This is a genomic window from Delftia sp. DS1230, from assembly GCF_040112715.1.
GTDB classification, from domain to species: Bacteria; Pseudomonadota; Gammaproteobacteria; order Burkholderiales; family Burkholderiaceae_C; genus Comamonas; species Comamonas tsuruhatensis.
Map to the genome: position 1 here is coordinate 3,584,323 of NZ_CP157763.1, position 14,483 is coordinate 3,598,805.

The 14,483-nt window shown below is 66.1% G+C and carries 12 protein-coding genes; 6 read left to right on the plus strand and 6 right to left on the minus strand.

All coding sequences use genetic code 11. The features are described 5' to 3' along the window. Positions 1-3: 3 nt before the first annotated feature. The 6 genes from AAN986_RS16125 to AAN986_RS16150 form a co-directional block, all read right to left on the minus strand. Positions 4-957, minus strand: a complete 954-nt coding sequence (locus AAN986_RS16125) for a branched-chain amino acid ABC transporter permease (protein WP_017405244.1) — start codon at positions 955-957, stop codon at positions 4-6. Positions 958-1,009: 52 nt separating this feature from the next. After that, positions 1,010-2,245 carry a branched-chain amino acid ABC transporter substrate-binding protein gene (locus AAN986_RS16130; RefSeq protein ID WP_312839905.1) on the minus strand — a complete coding sequence of 412 codons (1,236 nt, stop codon included), beginning with the start codon at positions 2,243-2,245 and terminating at the stop codon, positions 1,010-1,012. Between the two features lie 241 nt (positions 2,246-2,486). Next, on the minus strand, positions 2,487-3,722 hold the full coding sequence (locus AAN986_RS16135) for a branched-chain amino acid ABC transporter substrate-binding protein (RefSeq protein ID WP_047219572.1): 1,236 nt from the start codon (positions 3,720-3,722) through the stop codon (positions 2,487-2,489). Positions 3,723-3,892: 170 nt separating this feature from the next. Continuing rightward, the gene (locus AAN986_RS16140; RefSeq protein WP_016446749.1) at positions 3,893-5,530 is read right to left on the minus strand and encodes a 3-(methylthio)propionyl-CoA ligase; all 1,638 of its coding nucleotides are present in this window, start codon (positions 5,528-5,530) and stop codon (positions 3,893-3,895) included. A 111-nt stretch (positions 5,531-5,641) separates the two neighbouring features. Then, complete coding sequence (locus AAN986_RS16145) at positions 5,642-7,477, minus strand: CocE/NonD family hydrolase (protein WP_017406451.1); 1,836 nt, start codon at positions 7,475-7,477, stop codon at positions 5,642-5,644. Positions 7,478-7,567: 90 nt separating this feature from the next. Then, positions 7,568-9,280 (minus strand): carboxylesterase family protein, encoded by a 1,713-nt coding sequence (locus AAN986_RS16150; RefSeq protein WP_047219571.1) that lies wholly within the window; start codon positions 9,278-9,280, stop codon positions 7,568-7,570. Positions 9,281-9,467: 187 nt separating this feature from the next. On the opposite strand from AAN986_RS16150, the gene AAN986_RS16155 reads away from it, so the two are divergent. The 6 genes from AAN986_RS16155 to AAN986_RS16180 all read left to right on the plus strand — a co-directional run bounded on the left by AAN986_RS16155 (position 9,468) and on the right by AAN986_RS16180 (position 14,369). Next, a complete protein-coding gene (locus AAN986_RS16155) occupies positions 9,468-10,484 on the plus strand; it encodes an AraC family transcriptional regulator (protein WP_016446746.1) in 1,017 nt (338 codons plus the stop codon). A gap of 69 nt (positions 10,485-10,553) precedes the next feature. After that, positions 10,554-12,086 (plus strand): protein adenylyltransferase SelO, encoded by a 1,533-nt coding sequence (locus AAN986_RS16160; protein ID WP_349335400.1) that lies wholly within the window; start codon positions 10,554-10,556, stop codon positions 12,084-12,086. Further along, positions 12,083-12,496 (plus strand): peptide-methionine (R)-S-oxide reductase MsrB, encoded by a 414-nt coding sequence (gene msrB, locus AAN986_RS16165; RefSeq protein ID WP_016446744.1) that lies wholly within the window; start codon positions 12,083-12,085, stop codon positions 12,494-12,496. The genes AAN986_RS16160 and msrB overlap by 4 nt, the downstream gene beginning before the upstream one ends. 128 nt (positions 12,497-12,624) lie before the next feature. Beyond that, positions 12,625-13,224, plus strand: a complete 600-nt coding sequence (locus AAN986_RS16170; RefSeq protein ID WP_017406454.1) for a septation protein A — start codon at positions 12,625-12,627, stop codon at positions 13,222-13,224. Then, positions 13,221-13,502 (plus strand): BolA family protein, encoded by a 282-nt coding sequence (locus AAN986_RS16175; protein ID WP_013802780.1) that lies wholly within the window; start codon positions 13,221-13,223, stop codon positions 13,500-13,502. Before AAN986_RS16170 ends, AAN986_RS16175 begins: the two co-directional genes overlap by 4 nt. An 81-nt stretch (positions 13,503-13,583) precedes the next feature. Beyond that, complete coding sequence (locus AAN986_RS16180) at positions 13,584-14,369, plus strand: peptidylprolyl isomerase (RefSeq protein ID WP_016446742.1); 786 nt, start codon at positions 13,584-13,586, stop codon at positions 14,367-14,369. Positions 14,370-14,483 lie beyond the last annotated feature (114 nt).

Consider the following 14,483-nt stretch of genomic DNA (forward strand, 5'->3'; position numbering starts at 1 on the left):
GTGTCAATCTCCCCGCGTGCCCAGGAGGCCCTTGGGCCGGAAGATGAGGATCAGCACCAGGAACAGGTAGGGCAGGATGGGCGCGACCTGGGAAATGGTGAGTTTGAGCAGCGGCCAGCCGAAGGTCTGCTCGCCGACCGGGCTGCCCAGCGAGGTCAGCAGGCTGGCCAGCGACCAGTCGATGGCCACGGCAAAGGTCTGCACGACGCCGATCAGCAGCGAGGCCACGAAGGCCCCCGCCAGCGAGCCCATGCCGCCGACCACCACCACCACGAAGATGATGGAGCCGACCGACATGGCCATGGCCGGCTCGGTCACATACGTGTTGCCGCCGATCACGCCGGCCAGCCCCGCCAGCGCGCAGCCGCCGCCGAACACCATCATGAACACGCGCGGCACGTTGTGGCCCAGCGCCTCCACCATCTCGGGGTTCTTGAGCGCGGCCTGGATGACCAGGCCGATGCGCGTGCGCGTCAGCAGCAGCCAGACGGCCACCAGCATCAGCATTGCCACCAGCATCACGAAGGAGCGCGAGCGCGGGAACTGCGTGCCGTACAGCGTGAACAGCGGGCCCTGCAGCGCGGGCGGCAGGCCGTAGGGCACGGTGCCCCGGCCCCAGACCAGCTGCACCACCTCGAGGATGAGGTAGGACAGGCCGAAGGTCACGAGCAGTTCTGGCACATGGCCGTACTTGTGCACGCGGCGCAGGCTGTAGCGCTCGAACATGGCGCCCAGCGCGCCCACCAGCAGGGGCGCAACGAACAGCGCGCCCCAGAAGCCGATGATGCCGCTGAGCGTGTATCCGAAGTACGCGCCCAGCATGTAGAAGCTGGTGTGGGCGAAGTTGAGCACGCCCATCATGCTGAAGATCAGCGTCAGCCCCGAGCTGAGCATGAACAGCAGCAGTCCATAGCTCACGCCGTTGAGCAGCGATATGGTGAAGAACTCAAGCGTCATCGAAAGGCCTTGGTTTCGGTGCGTTGGGGACAGGAGGCGGTGCGTGCCGGTCTCAGGACGGGCGCTTCATCTGGCAGGACGTGGGCGTGCTGGCCACGTAGGGCTCGTAGTACTTCACCGGGGCGAAGGTGTAGCCCGTGTTCTCGGCGTCATAGGGGTTCTTGCCGCCGGCCTTTTCCCAGCGCGTGATGTACAGGCCCTGCTGCAGCTGGTGGTCGGACTTGCGCATCTCCACTTCGCCGTTGAAGCTCTTGAGCTTCATGCCCTCCAGCGCGGCGGCCACCTTGACGGGGTCAGTGCCGCCGGTCTTGGCAAAGGCCGCATCCAGCAGCGCGAACACGTGGTAGATCGAGCTTTGCGTGAGGTCGTCGTTCATCTTCTTCTTGAACTCGGCCATCAGCGGCTGGATGGCCCCCCCCATGTTGTAGTGGCCGTAGCCCACGGTGTAGACCTTGCCGTCGGAGGCCGCGCCCATGGCCGTGGGCGAGCCCGAGCCGAAGGCGTAGTAGGTGTAGAACTTGACGTTGTTCAGGCCCGCGTCGTTGGCCGCCTTGAGCAGCAGCGACAGGTCAGAGCCCCAGTTGCCCGTGATCACCGTATCGGCGCCCGATTGCTTGATCTTGGCGATGTAGGGTGCGAAGTCGCGCACCTGGGCCAGCGGCGCGAAGTCATCGCCCACCACCTGCACGTCGGGCCGCTTGGCCTTGAGCATTTCCTTGGCGTACTTGGAGACCTGCTGGCCGTGCGAGTAGTTCTGGTTGATCAGGTAGACCTTCTTGACCTCGGGCACGTCCTTCATATAGGTCGTCAGCGCTTCCATCTTCATGGAGGTGTCCGCATCCAGGCGGAAGTGCCAGTAGCTGCACTTGCTGTTGGTCAGGTCCGGGTCCACGGCCGCGTAGTTGAGGTAGACGACTTCCTTGCCCTTGTTGCGCGCGTTGTGCTTTTCCAGCGCATCCATGATGGCCAGGGCCGGGCCCGAGCCGTTGCCCTGCACCACGTAGCGTGCGCCCTGGTCCATGGCCGAGCGCAGCACGGCCGTGGTCTCCTGCGGGCTGAGCTTGTTGTCCAGCGGGATGATCTCGAACTTCACGCCCGAGGCATTTTTCTTGTTGAACTCCTCGGCCATCAGCTGGAAGGTCTTGAGCTGGTTCGTGCCCACGGCGGCCATCAGGCCCGACAGCGGGTCGATCCAGCCGATCTTCACCGTCTCGCCTTTTTGCGCCCAGGCGCCCGAGGCACAGGCCAGCATGGCCGAGGCGGCCACCGAATGCACGATCCACTTCATTTTTCTGTCTCCTTTTTCCGGTTGATTCGGATATCTGTATTGGCGCCAGACTAACGCCTGAATGACAATTTCCCTTCGGGGAATGCCTTAGAAACTATCGCGCATGCGACTTCGCCGCAGTCCGGGACACATTGGCGACAGATCGTCATCGATCAGCCCATGAACCCGTGTTTTGACCGATTTCAGGCAAAAGAAAGGGGCGCCTCGCGCCCCTTGCGAAGTCAGCCTGCCTGCCTGGGCGTCATGAAGGACGCTTCATCTGGCATGAGGTGGGGGTACTGGCCACATAGGGCTCGTAATATTTCACGGGCACAAAGGTGTAGCCGGTGTTCTCCGAGTCCATCGGGTACTTGCCGCCGGCCTTTTCCCAGCGCGAGATGAACAGGCCCTGCTGCAGCTGGTGGTCGGTCTTGCGCATCTCGACTTCGCCGTTGAGGCTGTTGAACTTCATGCCCTCCATGGTGGCCGCCACCTTGGCCGGGTCCGTGGTCTTGGCGCGCAGGAAGGCCTGGTCCAGCATGGTCAGGCCCGAGTACAGCGAGCCGGTGTACATGTCGTCGTTGAACTTGGCCTTGTAGCCCTTGGTGATGCGGTCCAGCGGGCCGGGCAGGTTCATGTGGCCGTAGCCCACCATGTAGACCTTGTCGGCGGCGGCCGCGCCCATGGCCGTGGGCGCGCCCGTGGCGATGGCGTAGTAGGTATAGAACTTGACGTTGTTCAGGCCCGCGTCGCTGGCGGCCTTGATCAGCAGCGCCAGGTCCGAGCCCCAGTTGCCCGTGATCACCGAGTCGGCGCCCGATTGCTTGATCTTGGCGATGTAGGGGGCGAAGTCGCGCACCTGGGCCAGCGGCGAGAAGTCGTCGCCCACGATCTCCACATCGGGGCGCTTGCGCTTGAGCATCTCCTTGGCGTATTTGGAGACCTGCTGGCCATGCGAGTAGTTCTGGTTGATCAGGTAGACCTTCTTGACCTCGGGCACGTCCTTCATGTACGTGGTCAGGGCCTCCATCTTCATGGAGGTGTCCGCATCCAGGCGGAAGTGCCAGTAGCTGCACTTGCTGTTGGTCAGGTCCGGGTCCACCGCCGCATAGTTCAGGTAGACGACTTCCTTGCCCTTGTTGCGCGCGTTGTGCTTTTCCAGTGCGTCCATGATGGCCAGGGCCGGGCCCGAGCCATTGCCCTGGAAGACGTAGCGCACGCCCTGGTCCATGGCCGAGCGCAGGGCCGCCGTGGTTTCCTGCGGGCTGAGCTTGTTGTCGATGCCGATGATCTCGAACTTCACGCCCGAGGCCGTGCCCTTGTTGAGCTCCTCGGCGATGTACTGCAGGCTCTTGAGCTGGTTGGAACCCAGCGCGGCCATGAGGCCGGACAGCGGGTCGATCCACGCAACCTTCACCGTCTCGCCCTTCTGGGCCATGGCGCCCGTGGCGCAAGCCAGGGCCAGGGATGCCGTCAATGCCTTGATCGCAAACTTCATGAAGCGTCTCCTCTTGTGGTGGTTTCTGGGCGAGGCTCAGGGTAATGGTCCCCTTGCCCCGCACCGATCGGTGATTGCCCCTAGCGGCTATCGCCGACGAGACTCGGACCGGCCGCCCCTATCAGCACATGCCCCCGCATGCCCTGGCACGGCGGCTGGCCCGCAGCGGCTCACAGCCCCGGCAGCCGGTAGCCGGCCAGTTGCTCGCGCAACCGGGTCTTGAGCATTTTTCCGGTGGCGCCCAGCGGGATGGCATCGACGAAGACCACGTCGTCGGGGATCTGCCACTTGGCGGTCTTGCCTTCGTAGAACTTGAGCAGTTCCTCGCGCGTGACCTCGGCACCGGGCCTCTTCGCCACGGCGACGATGGGGCGCTCGTCCCACTTGGGATGCGGCATGCCGATGCAGGCGGCCATGGCCACGGCCGGATGGGCCATGGCGATGTTCTCGATGTCGATGGAGCTGATCCATTCGCCGCCGGACTTGATCACGTCCTTGCTGCGGTCGGTGATCTGCATGAAGCCGTCCGGGTCGATGGTGGCCACGTCACCCGTGGGGAACCAGCCGCGGCCCTGCGCGTCCTTGATGAGCGGGCTTTCGCCCTTGAAGTAGCTGTCCACGATCCAGGGGCCGCGCACCAGCAGGTCGCCGTAGCTCTTGCCGTCCCAGGGCTGGTCCGTTCCATCGCTGCCCACGATGCGCATGTCCACGCCGTAGATGGCGCGGCCCTGCTTTTGCAGGATCTTCATCTGCTCGTCCTTGGGCAGCTGCAGCTGCTTGTTCTTGAGCGTGCACAGCGTGCCCAGCGGGCTCATCTCGGTCATGCCCCAGGCATGCAGCACCTCCACGCCGAACTCGTCCTGGAAGGCCGTGATCATGGCCGGCGGGCAGGCGGAGCCGCCGATGACCGTGCGCTTGAGCGTGGAAAACCGCAGGCCGCCCGGCCTGATGTGGCCCAGCAGCATCTGCCAGACCGTGGGCACGCCGGCCGCGTAGGTGACGCCCTCGGCCTCGATCAGCTCGTACAGCGACTTGCCGTCCAGCGCCGGGCCGGGGAACACCAGCTTGCAGCCCGTGAGCGCGGCCGAGTAGGGAATGCCCCAGGCGTTGACGTGGAACATGGGCACTACGGGCAGCACCGAGTCACGCGCCGATATGCACATCACATCGGGCAGCGCGGCCGCGTAGGCGTGCAGCGTGGTGGAACGGTGGCTGTAGAGCACCGCCTTCGGGTTGCCCGTGGTGCCGCTGGTGTAGCACATGCTGGAGGCCGTGTTCTCGTCGAATTCGGGCCACTGGTACTGGTCGGACTGGCCGGCAATCCAGGCCTCGTAGCTGACCAGGCCCGGAACGCCGCTGTCGGCAGGCAGGCGGTCCGCATCGCACAGCGCCACCCACTGGCGCACCGTGGGGCACTTGGCATGCACGGCCTGGATGATGGGCAGGAAGGTCAGGTCAAAGCACATGACGCGGTCTTCCGCGTGGTTGATGATCCACGCCACCTGGTCGGGGTGCAGGCGAGGATTGACCGTGTGCAGCACGCGGCCCGAGCCGCTGACGCCGAAGTACATCTCCATGTGGCGGTAGCCGTTCCAGGCCAGCGACGCCACGCGGTCGCCGGGCTGCAGGCCCAGGCCGTCCAGCGTGTTCGCCAGCTGGCGCGAGCGCCGTGCCAGGTCGCGGTACGTATAGCGATGGATATCGCCCTCCACCCTGCGCGAGACGATCTGCGCATCGCCATGGTGGCGGTCGGCGAAATCGATCAGCGACGAGATCAACAGTGGTTGGCTTTGCATCAGACCCAGCATCTATAGGCTCCTAAGGTGATTGAACTTCGTGAACGTCGTGAACTGCGGACCGCGGATTCGCGCAAGGCCAAGGCCCTGGTGCGCGATGCCGCTGCCCGCATGGAGGGTGGCTCAGGCCGGCGCCCTGGGTCCGATCCCCGCAGGGACAGGCGCATCGTTTTTCCGGCATGGTTGACGCATTGTCTTGTCGCAACTCGGCAGCGTCTTCGCATGCTCGTATGGGATATACCCTAGGACGATGCTGGAGGCATGCGCTGCGTCATGCCACAGCGTGTTCGTGGACGGCGTCTTGTCGTTGCCGAAGATCCAGTATCCAGTCTGCGATGGCGAATCCACTGTCACGCGAATGCTTGAGCCGGCGCGAAACACATGCGCGAATTTCTGGATCTCTACGCGCAGCAGTTCGGGCTTGCCCGACACCATGGGCACGTCCTTGTCCCGCGTGAACGCGCCCCACGGCCTCAGCGTCGTGGAGCGCGCCGTGTCCAGGGCACGCTTGGACGCACGCAGCCAGCCACGCTGCACGAACATCTCCTGCCCGTCCGGCCGCACCTCGGACACGGTGACCTGGATGTCGGTGTTGGCGGCCGTGGCGCTGAGCCACAGGTCGGCCGAGCCTTCGCCATAGAAGCTCAGGTCCTGCGGCAGGGCTGCCGTGGTGAAGACCAGTTGGCCATCCTTTTCCGACGCGGGCACGGCGGGCCAGCCTTCGGCCGCCGGGTTGTTCACCTGCGGACTCAGGGCCGGATAGCGGTAGCTGGACGAAGCCGTGCCTGAGGCGGGTGCGCTGTCGCCCAGGGCCTGGCCGGGCTGCATCCACAGGCGCAGGGGCTTGACCTGGACAGGCAGCCGGTCAAACCGTGCCTCGCCCGTGGGCATGAGCTTGGCGCCGCCATTGGGGGCCTTGGCGTCCGTGGTCTGCATCTCCTGCAGCAGGCGCACGCGCGGCTCCTTGTCGAAGCCGTTGTCCTCGCCCTTGACGAAGCGCGCCAGGAAGCGCTTCAGCGTCTGGTCGATATGGTCCGAGGTGATGTTCGTGTGGTGGTCGCCGTTGGAGCTGACCAGCCACATCCTGTCGGGCGCAATGGTGTCCTCGTAGTAGCCCGAGCGCGGGCCGATCTGCTCGTCCTGCCAGGACTGCGTGCCCAGCGTGGGGATATTGATCTTGCCGCTTTGCAGCATGGCGCTGCGCTCCAGGTACAGGCCATCGGCATAGGGGTTGTCCAGCCACTTGATCAGGTCCAGCTCGGGCCGCTTGATCTTCTCGATGTTGTCGGCCACGGTCTTGGCGCATTCCGTGTCGCCGCCGTTCTTCACGGCCAGGTCGGCGGCCGTGCGCCAGATGCGCGGGAAGCCGTTCCACCACTGCGCCGGAAAGCCGATGTTGGCAATGCCGCCCGGATAGCCCACGTCCCGGTAGGGATCGCCCACATTCTTGCTGGGCGTGATCGCCATCAGCCCCTTGGGCCGGTGCGCCGCCACCCACAGCTGGTTGTAGCCCGAGTACGAGTAGCCGATCATGCCGATGCGGCCGTTGGACCAGGCCTGCCGCCCGGCCCACTCGATGGCGAAGGCCCCGGCCGCACCTACGCTGGCGTCAAACACCTTGTCATCCCCCGTGGAGCAGCCCGTGCCCGGCACGTTCAGCCCCATGACCGCATAGCCTTCCTTGGTCCAGGGACTGCTGATGTTGGGGTACGAGCCCGAGATATAGCCGTCGTACTCGACCAGCAGCGGGAACGGACCCTGTCCCTCGGGCAGCAGCAGCGAGTAGCGCATCCTGCTGCCGTCCGGCAGGGTGATGTAGCCCGATTGCTGGCCCGGCCCCATGGGCGCGGGCATGCCGGACGATCCCCCTCCGCAGGCGGCCAGGCCCACGGCGGCGGCCGCAATGGCCCCCGCCAGCGGCCAGCGCCAGGCCTGTGTGAAAACGGTCTTGGCTGTCATGGGTACCTGTCTCCTTCGTTGTTGTTGGCTATCTCTCGGGGCTTGCCGCGGCAAGCCCCTGCTCGCTCATCTACTCGCGCATCTGCTCGCTCACTGCAGCCGGATGCTGGTCGCGCCCAGCTCGGCGTCGAAGACCAGGCTGGACGGCCAGGGCTTCCATGTCTGGCCCAGGGCCGCGTTCTGCGGGTCGCCCGTCTGCATGAAGGCCTTGAGGCTGGCCATCATGGCGTTCGACAGCGCCAGCCGCCCCGGTGCATTGGCCGTGCTGTTGGTCACGCGGGAGAACACGGATGGCCCGAAGTTGCCGAAGAGAAACGGCAGATCGAACGCATGGGCCGCACCGTAGACCGTGTTCCAGGGCGCGGGCTGGCGCGCCCAGTCGAAGCGGTAGCTCCAGACCTCGGCCTGCCGGGTGCGCAGCGTATTGAGCAACTGGTCGCGGCTGGGATCGGCGAACAGATGGGTCAATTGCGCCATGCGGGCGTTGTAGCCGGTGACCGGCGTATCGACGGGCAGGTAGGCGGCATCGATGATGTCGGCCAGGCCCGGCGCGTTGGGCGACTGCGCGTCGAAGGACTGCATCATGCGAAAGCGCGCCGCATCATCGATCCTGAAGCCCGGCTTGCCGCCCAGCGCAGCCAGCAGGGGCGCGAACAGCTTGCCCTCCTCGGCCGTGTAGCCGGCCATCACAGGCATGCGGTTGTACTGGCCCGCAGCCAGCGCGGCCATGGGGTCGGGGGGCAGCAGCAGGCCGTCGGGAATCGGCCCCGCGCCCGTCAGGCCCTTGGCCACCAGGGTCTGCAGCAGCACGCGGGCGTCCTTGCCGCGCAGGTAGGCCGCGATCTGCGCCGGTGTCCAGCCGGCAGCCACCGTGGCCGCAGCCGCCACATCGGCAGCCAGCCCATCGGCCACCATCAGATGGGCCAGCAGCAGCGCGGACTGGGTGGCGTAGGCCGAAGCCGGCTTGAGCGTGGCCAGCACGCCGGCCGGCAGGTTGGACGGCAGCGACAGCCCGCCGCTGATGGGCACCAGCCTGTGGAACAGGCCGCGCGCCGACTCGGCCGCCAGCAGCGCCAGCACATTGGTGGCACCCGCCGACTGGCCCATGAGCGTGACATTGCCCGGATCACCGCCAAAGCCCGCGATATTGCGCTGCACAAAACGCAACGCCTGCAGATTGTCCAGCAGCGCGAAGTTGCCCGTGGCCGGCGCGCCGACCTGCATCTGCGGCATGTGCATGTAGCCCAGGATGTCCAGCCGGTAGTTGGCCGTGACCACCACGGCATTGGCGGCGCGTGCCAGGGCCGCGCCGTCATACAGCGGATCGGCCGTATAGCCCGAGATGGCGCTGCCGCCGTGGATGAACACCAGCACCGGCAGCTTCTCGGCGCCGCTGGCCGGGCGCCAGATGTTGAGCGTCAGGCAGTCCTCGCTGCCCACGGGCTGGCCCAGGGTGGAGGCAATGGTGTCGTCGAAGCGGTTGTTGGCGCCCGGGCCGTACATGCGCCCGATCTGCAGGCAGGCGTTGCCGAACTGGCGCGCCTCGCGCACGCCCTCCCAGGCCTTGGGCTCGGCCGGCGGCTGCCAGCGCAGCGCGCCCACGGGCGCCTGGGCAAAGGGCACGCCCTTCCAGTAATAGGTGCCCGTGGCGGCGCCGTCGTCCACGCCACGCAAGGGGCCGTAGGCCGTCTCGCGCAGTTCGGGACCTCCGCCGCCCGAGCCGCCGCAGGCCGCGAGCCACAAGGCCATTGAAGCCACGGCCAGGCGTATGCCGCCAGCCATCCACCGCTGTCCTGTGCGCATGCTTGTCTCCTATGATTTTGGGGTTTCCCGTATGGGCCGTGCCCGGCCCTTGGGCCACACTGCGCAGTCGTTCGCCGCGCTGCAAAAATTCTAGGAACAGCGCGCCCGCACGCCGCTATCGCAACCAAGCCAAAAAAGTGACTTCAGAACGCAAAAGGCGCCCCGGACGGCCCAGGAAAACCCGGCCATGACAACGCAGCGCAGCAGCTCCGCCGCATGGGTGCGGGGCATCCTGGACATGATGGCCGCCGAGGGGCTGGCCGTGGAAAGGCTGAGTGAGGAGGCCAACATCGACCTTGCCGCACTGCAGCATTCGCAGACCCGCATCGATGTGGACCGCGTGAGCCGGCTGTGGGAGCTGGCAGTGGCGCAGTCGGCCAATCCCACGCTGGGCCTGGACCGGCAGCTGGCCGCGCGCCACGGCAACATCGACCTGGTGGGCTACTCGCTGGCTTCGAGCCCGCACCTGCTGGCGGGCTTTCGTGACCTGGAGCGCCACATGGCCGTGATCTCGGACGCCACCGCCTTCACGCTGGAGCGCGATGCGCGCGGCCACTGGCTGTCCATACACCACATCGGCGCCACGCGCGCCGTGCCACGCCAGCGCGTGGAGTTCGCCGTGCTCACGCTGCTGGTGCTGTGCAGCTGGCTGACGCGGCGCGATGTCCAGCCGCTGGCCGTGGAATTCATGGCCCAGGCGCCCTTGCCCCTGCACGAGGCCCGCTACCGACAGGCCTTCGGCCTGCTGCCGCGCTTTGGCGAGCGCGCCAACCGCTTCCTGCTGTCGCAAGACGACCTGCTCGCGCCCATCCCGACGCACAACCCCGAACTGCTGGCCCTGCACGAAAAACTGGTCGAGTCCGAGCTGGACCAGCTGGGCCAGGCCGGCGTGGGCGCCCGCGTGCGCCATGAGATTGCGCGCCTGCTGCCCCAGGGCGAGCCGCGCCGCGAGGAAGTGGCCGCAGTGCTGGGCCTGACCGACCGTACCTTGCAGCGCCGCCTGCAGGCCGAGAGCACCAGCTACCAGCAATTGCTGGATGACACCCGCCGCGAGCTGGCCCGGCAGTACCTGGGCGAGCCGCGCCACAGCCTGGCCGAGGTGGCCGACCTGCTGGGCTTCGTGGACCAGAGCAACCTCTTTCGCGCCTGCCGCCGATGGTTCGGCATGCCGCCGGGCCAGTACCGGCAGCAACTGCGTGCGTGAATGCATGCGGTGAATGCGCGCATGAACCTTGCGTCCCACGGGGCATAGGCGCTGGGGGACAATTCCCGCATGAACCTGCACGCTGCCGCCGAAGGCCGGGCTCCGGTGACCTCCCCGCGCCCTCCCATCTCCTGGCAAGACGGCTTCGCCGCCCTGGGCCCGGACTTCTTCACCCATCTGCGCCCCACGCCGCTGCCCGAGCCGCACTGGATCGCCACCAGCACCGGCACTGCCGAGCTGCTGGGCCTGGACCCGCAATGGCTGGCCTCCGATGAGGCCCTGCAGGCGCTCACCGGCAATACCGTGCTGCCCGGCAGCCATCCGCTGGCCAGCGTCTACAGCGGCCACCAGTTCGGTGTCTGGGCCGGCCAGCTCGGCGACGGCCGTGCCATCTTGCTGGGCGAGACCGCCTCGGGCCAGGAAATCCAGCTCAAGGGCGCGGGCCGCACGCCCTACTCGCGCATGGGCGACGGACGCGCCGTTCTGCGTTCGTCCATCCGTGAATTCCTGTGCAGCGAAGCCATGCACGCCCTGGGCATTCCCACCACGCGCGCGCTGAGCGTGACCGGATCGCCCGCCCCCATTCGCCGCGAAGAGATCGAGACCGCCGCCGTGGTGGCGCGCGTGGCGCCCAGCTTCATACGCTTTGGCCACTTCGAGCACTTTGCGGCGCGCGACCAGATGGCGCCGCTGCGCCAGCTGGCCGACTACGTGATCGACCGCTACTACCCCGAATGCCGCACGGCCGAGGCACTGGCCGGCAACGCCTACGCCAACTTCCTGCAGGCCGTGAGCGAGCGCACGGCGCGGCTGCTGGCGCACTGGCAGGCCGTGGGCTTTTGCCATGGCGTGATGAACACCGACAACATGAGCATCCTGGGACTGACCATCGACTACGGTCCCTTCCAGTTCCTCGACGCCTTCGACCCCGGCCATATCTGCAACCACAGCGACACCCAGGGCCGCTACGCCTTCAACCGCCAGCCCCAGGTCGCGTACTGGAACCTGTACTGCCTGGGCCAGGCCCTGCTGCCGCTGATCGGCGAAGAGGAGCTGACCATTGCGGCGCTGGAGTCGTACAAGCAGGTGTTTCCGCAGGCCTATGGCTCTCTCATGCTGCGCAAGCTGGGCCTGCCCGAAGATGCTCCCGGCACGCCGCCTGCCGAGGCGCGCTTTGCCGCCCTGGTGAACCCGCTGCTGCAGCTCATGGCCGACAACGCCGTGGACTACACCATCTTCTTCAGCCGCCTGACCGATGCCGTGGCCACAGCCGGCGGCACAGAGCCCGACCTGGAGCCCGTGCGCGACCTGATGCTGGACCGGCCCGCCTTCGACGCCTGGGCGGCAGGCTACGTACGGCAGCTTGCGACCGTGGATGGCACGGCAGCGGCCGCGCTGATGCAAGAATCGAATCCGCGCTTCGTGCTGCGCAACCACCTGGGAGAAATCACCATCCGCGCAGCCAAGCAGGGCGACTTCACCGCGGTGCGCCAGCTGCTGGCCGTGCTGCAGACCCCGTTCGCACCCCACGCCGAGCATGCCGAATGGGCAGGCTTCCCGCCCGACTGGGCTTCCTCCATCGAGATCAGCTGTTCATCATGAGCTTTCCCATCCACAAGACCGAGCAGGAATGGCAGGCCGAGCTGCAGGCCAAGGGCGCCGAGCCCGCCGCCTTCCAGGTGACGCGCCACGCGGCCACCGAGCGCCCCTTCACAGGCCGCTATGAGCAGTTCTGGGCCGATGGCAGCTACCACTGCATCTGCTGCGGCGCCAAGCTGTTCGACTCCGATACCAAGTTCGACGCCGGCTGCGGCTGGCCCAGCTTCGACCGCGCCATCCCAGGCGCCATCACCGAAATCGTGGACCGCAGCCATGGCATGGTGCGCACCGAGACCGTCTGCAGCCAGTGCGGCGCCCACCTCGGCCATGTGTTCCCCGATGGTCCCTCCGACACAGGGCTGCGCTACTGCATGAATTCCGCGTCGCTGGAATTCGAGCCGCCCAAGGCCTAGGCCCCAGGCCCGCAAAAACCCCAGCCGGCGCGGCCCTGCACCGATGCCGGGCCGCGCCGGCTGCGCCACAATGCGCCTGCCAAGCGCTCAGGCACCATGCCTGACTCCAAGCCCATCGAAATCTTCCAATGAAGTTACTGATCGACTTTTTCCCCATCATCCTGTTCTTCGTCGCCTTCAAGGTCTGGGGCATCTACACGGCCACGGCCGTGGCCATCGTCGCCACCATCGCGCAGATCGCCTACCTGCGCGTGCGCCATGGCAAGGTCGAGCCCATGCAATGGGTCAGCCTGGGCGTGATCGTGCTGTTCGGCGGCGCCACCTTGCTCGCCCACAACGACACCTTCATCAAGTGGAAGCCCACGGTGCTGTACTGGCTCATGGGCGGCGCCCTGGTGATTGGCCAGCTGGTGTTTCGCAAGAACCTGCTGCGCTCTGTCATGGGCGCGCAACTGCAACTGCCGGACAACGCCTGGCGCACCATGAACTGGAGCTGGGCAGCCTTCTTCGCGGTGATGGGCGCGCTCAACCTGGTCATCGCCTACCGCTTCGACACCGACACCTGGGTCAACTTCAAGCTGTTCGGCGGCATGGGGCTGATGCTGGTCTTCGTGATCGGACAGGCCATCTACATGAGCCGCTTCATGCAGGAAGACAAGGGCGAGGCAGCCGCCGCCACGCCCGACGCCCTGCCCCCGTCCGGCGTGCAACAGGACAAGCAGCCATGAGCGCACCCGCCCATCCACTGCCCATCACCGCCGAAGCCATGCAGGCCGTGCTGCGCGAGCGCCTCGCCCCCGATCACCTGGAAGTGATCGACGAAAGCCACCAGCACGCCGGCCATGTGGGAGCCAACGGCACCGGCTTCGGCACGCATTTCCGCGTGCGCATTGCGTCACCTTTGTTTCAAGGCAAGCCGCGCGTGGCACGCCACCGCCTTGTGTATGATGCGCTGCAAGAATTCATTGACCAGGGCGCTCACGCAATCGCCATCGAGGTTCTTTGAACTTTTACAGGCTCCGAAGATTCGGAGCCTGTTGCGTATCCACGCTATAGAATCAATTTTTCCTTCATCTCTGGAATTCGCATGAAAAAACAGCTTCTGACCAGCCTGGTGACTGCCGCCGTGCTGAGCACCGCAGCCCTGTCCGCCTCGGCCCAGAACATCGCCGTCGTCAACGGCAAGGCTGTGCCCAAGGCACGCGCCGAAGTGCTCAAGCAGCAGATCGAGCAAAGCGGCCGCCCCGTCACGCCCGAGATGGAAGGGCAGATCAAGGAAGAAGTCATCGCCCGCGAGATCTTCATGCAGGAAGCCAACAAGCGCGGCCTGGCCAACAGCGAAGCCTACAAGCAGCAGATGGAACTGGCCCGCCAGACCATCCTGATCCGTTCGCTGTTCGAAGACTTCCAGAAGAAGAACCCCGTGACCGACGCCGAAGCCAAGGCCGAGTACGACAAGGCCGTCGCTGCCAACAGCGGCAAGGAATACAAGGCCAGCCACATCCTGGTCGAGTCGGAAGACCGCGCCAAGGCCATCATTGCCGAGATCAAGGCCGGCAAGAAGTTCGAAGACATCGCCAAGAAGGAGTCCAAGGACCCCGGATCCGGCGCCCGTGGCGGTGACCTCGACTGGGCCAACCCCGGCAACTACGTGCCCGAGTTCTCCGAAGCCCTGATCAAGCTCGAAAAGGGCGGCATGACCCAGGAGCCGGTCAAGAGCCAGTTCGGCTACCACATCATCCGCCAGGACGACGTGCGCCAGGCCGAACTGCCCAAGTTCGAGGAAGTCAAGCCCCAGATCGTGCAGCAGCTGCAACAGCAAAAGCTGGCGCAATTCCAGGAATCGCTGCGCGAAAAGGCCAAGATCCAGTAAGATGCTTTCGTGTCGGCGGTTTTTGCCGTCGGCCTGACCATCACCAGCCCGCCTTGTGCGGGCTCTTTTTTTGCCCCCAGGCAAGGTGGCCGCCAAAGAAAAAAGCTGCCCCTG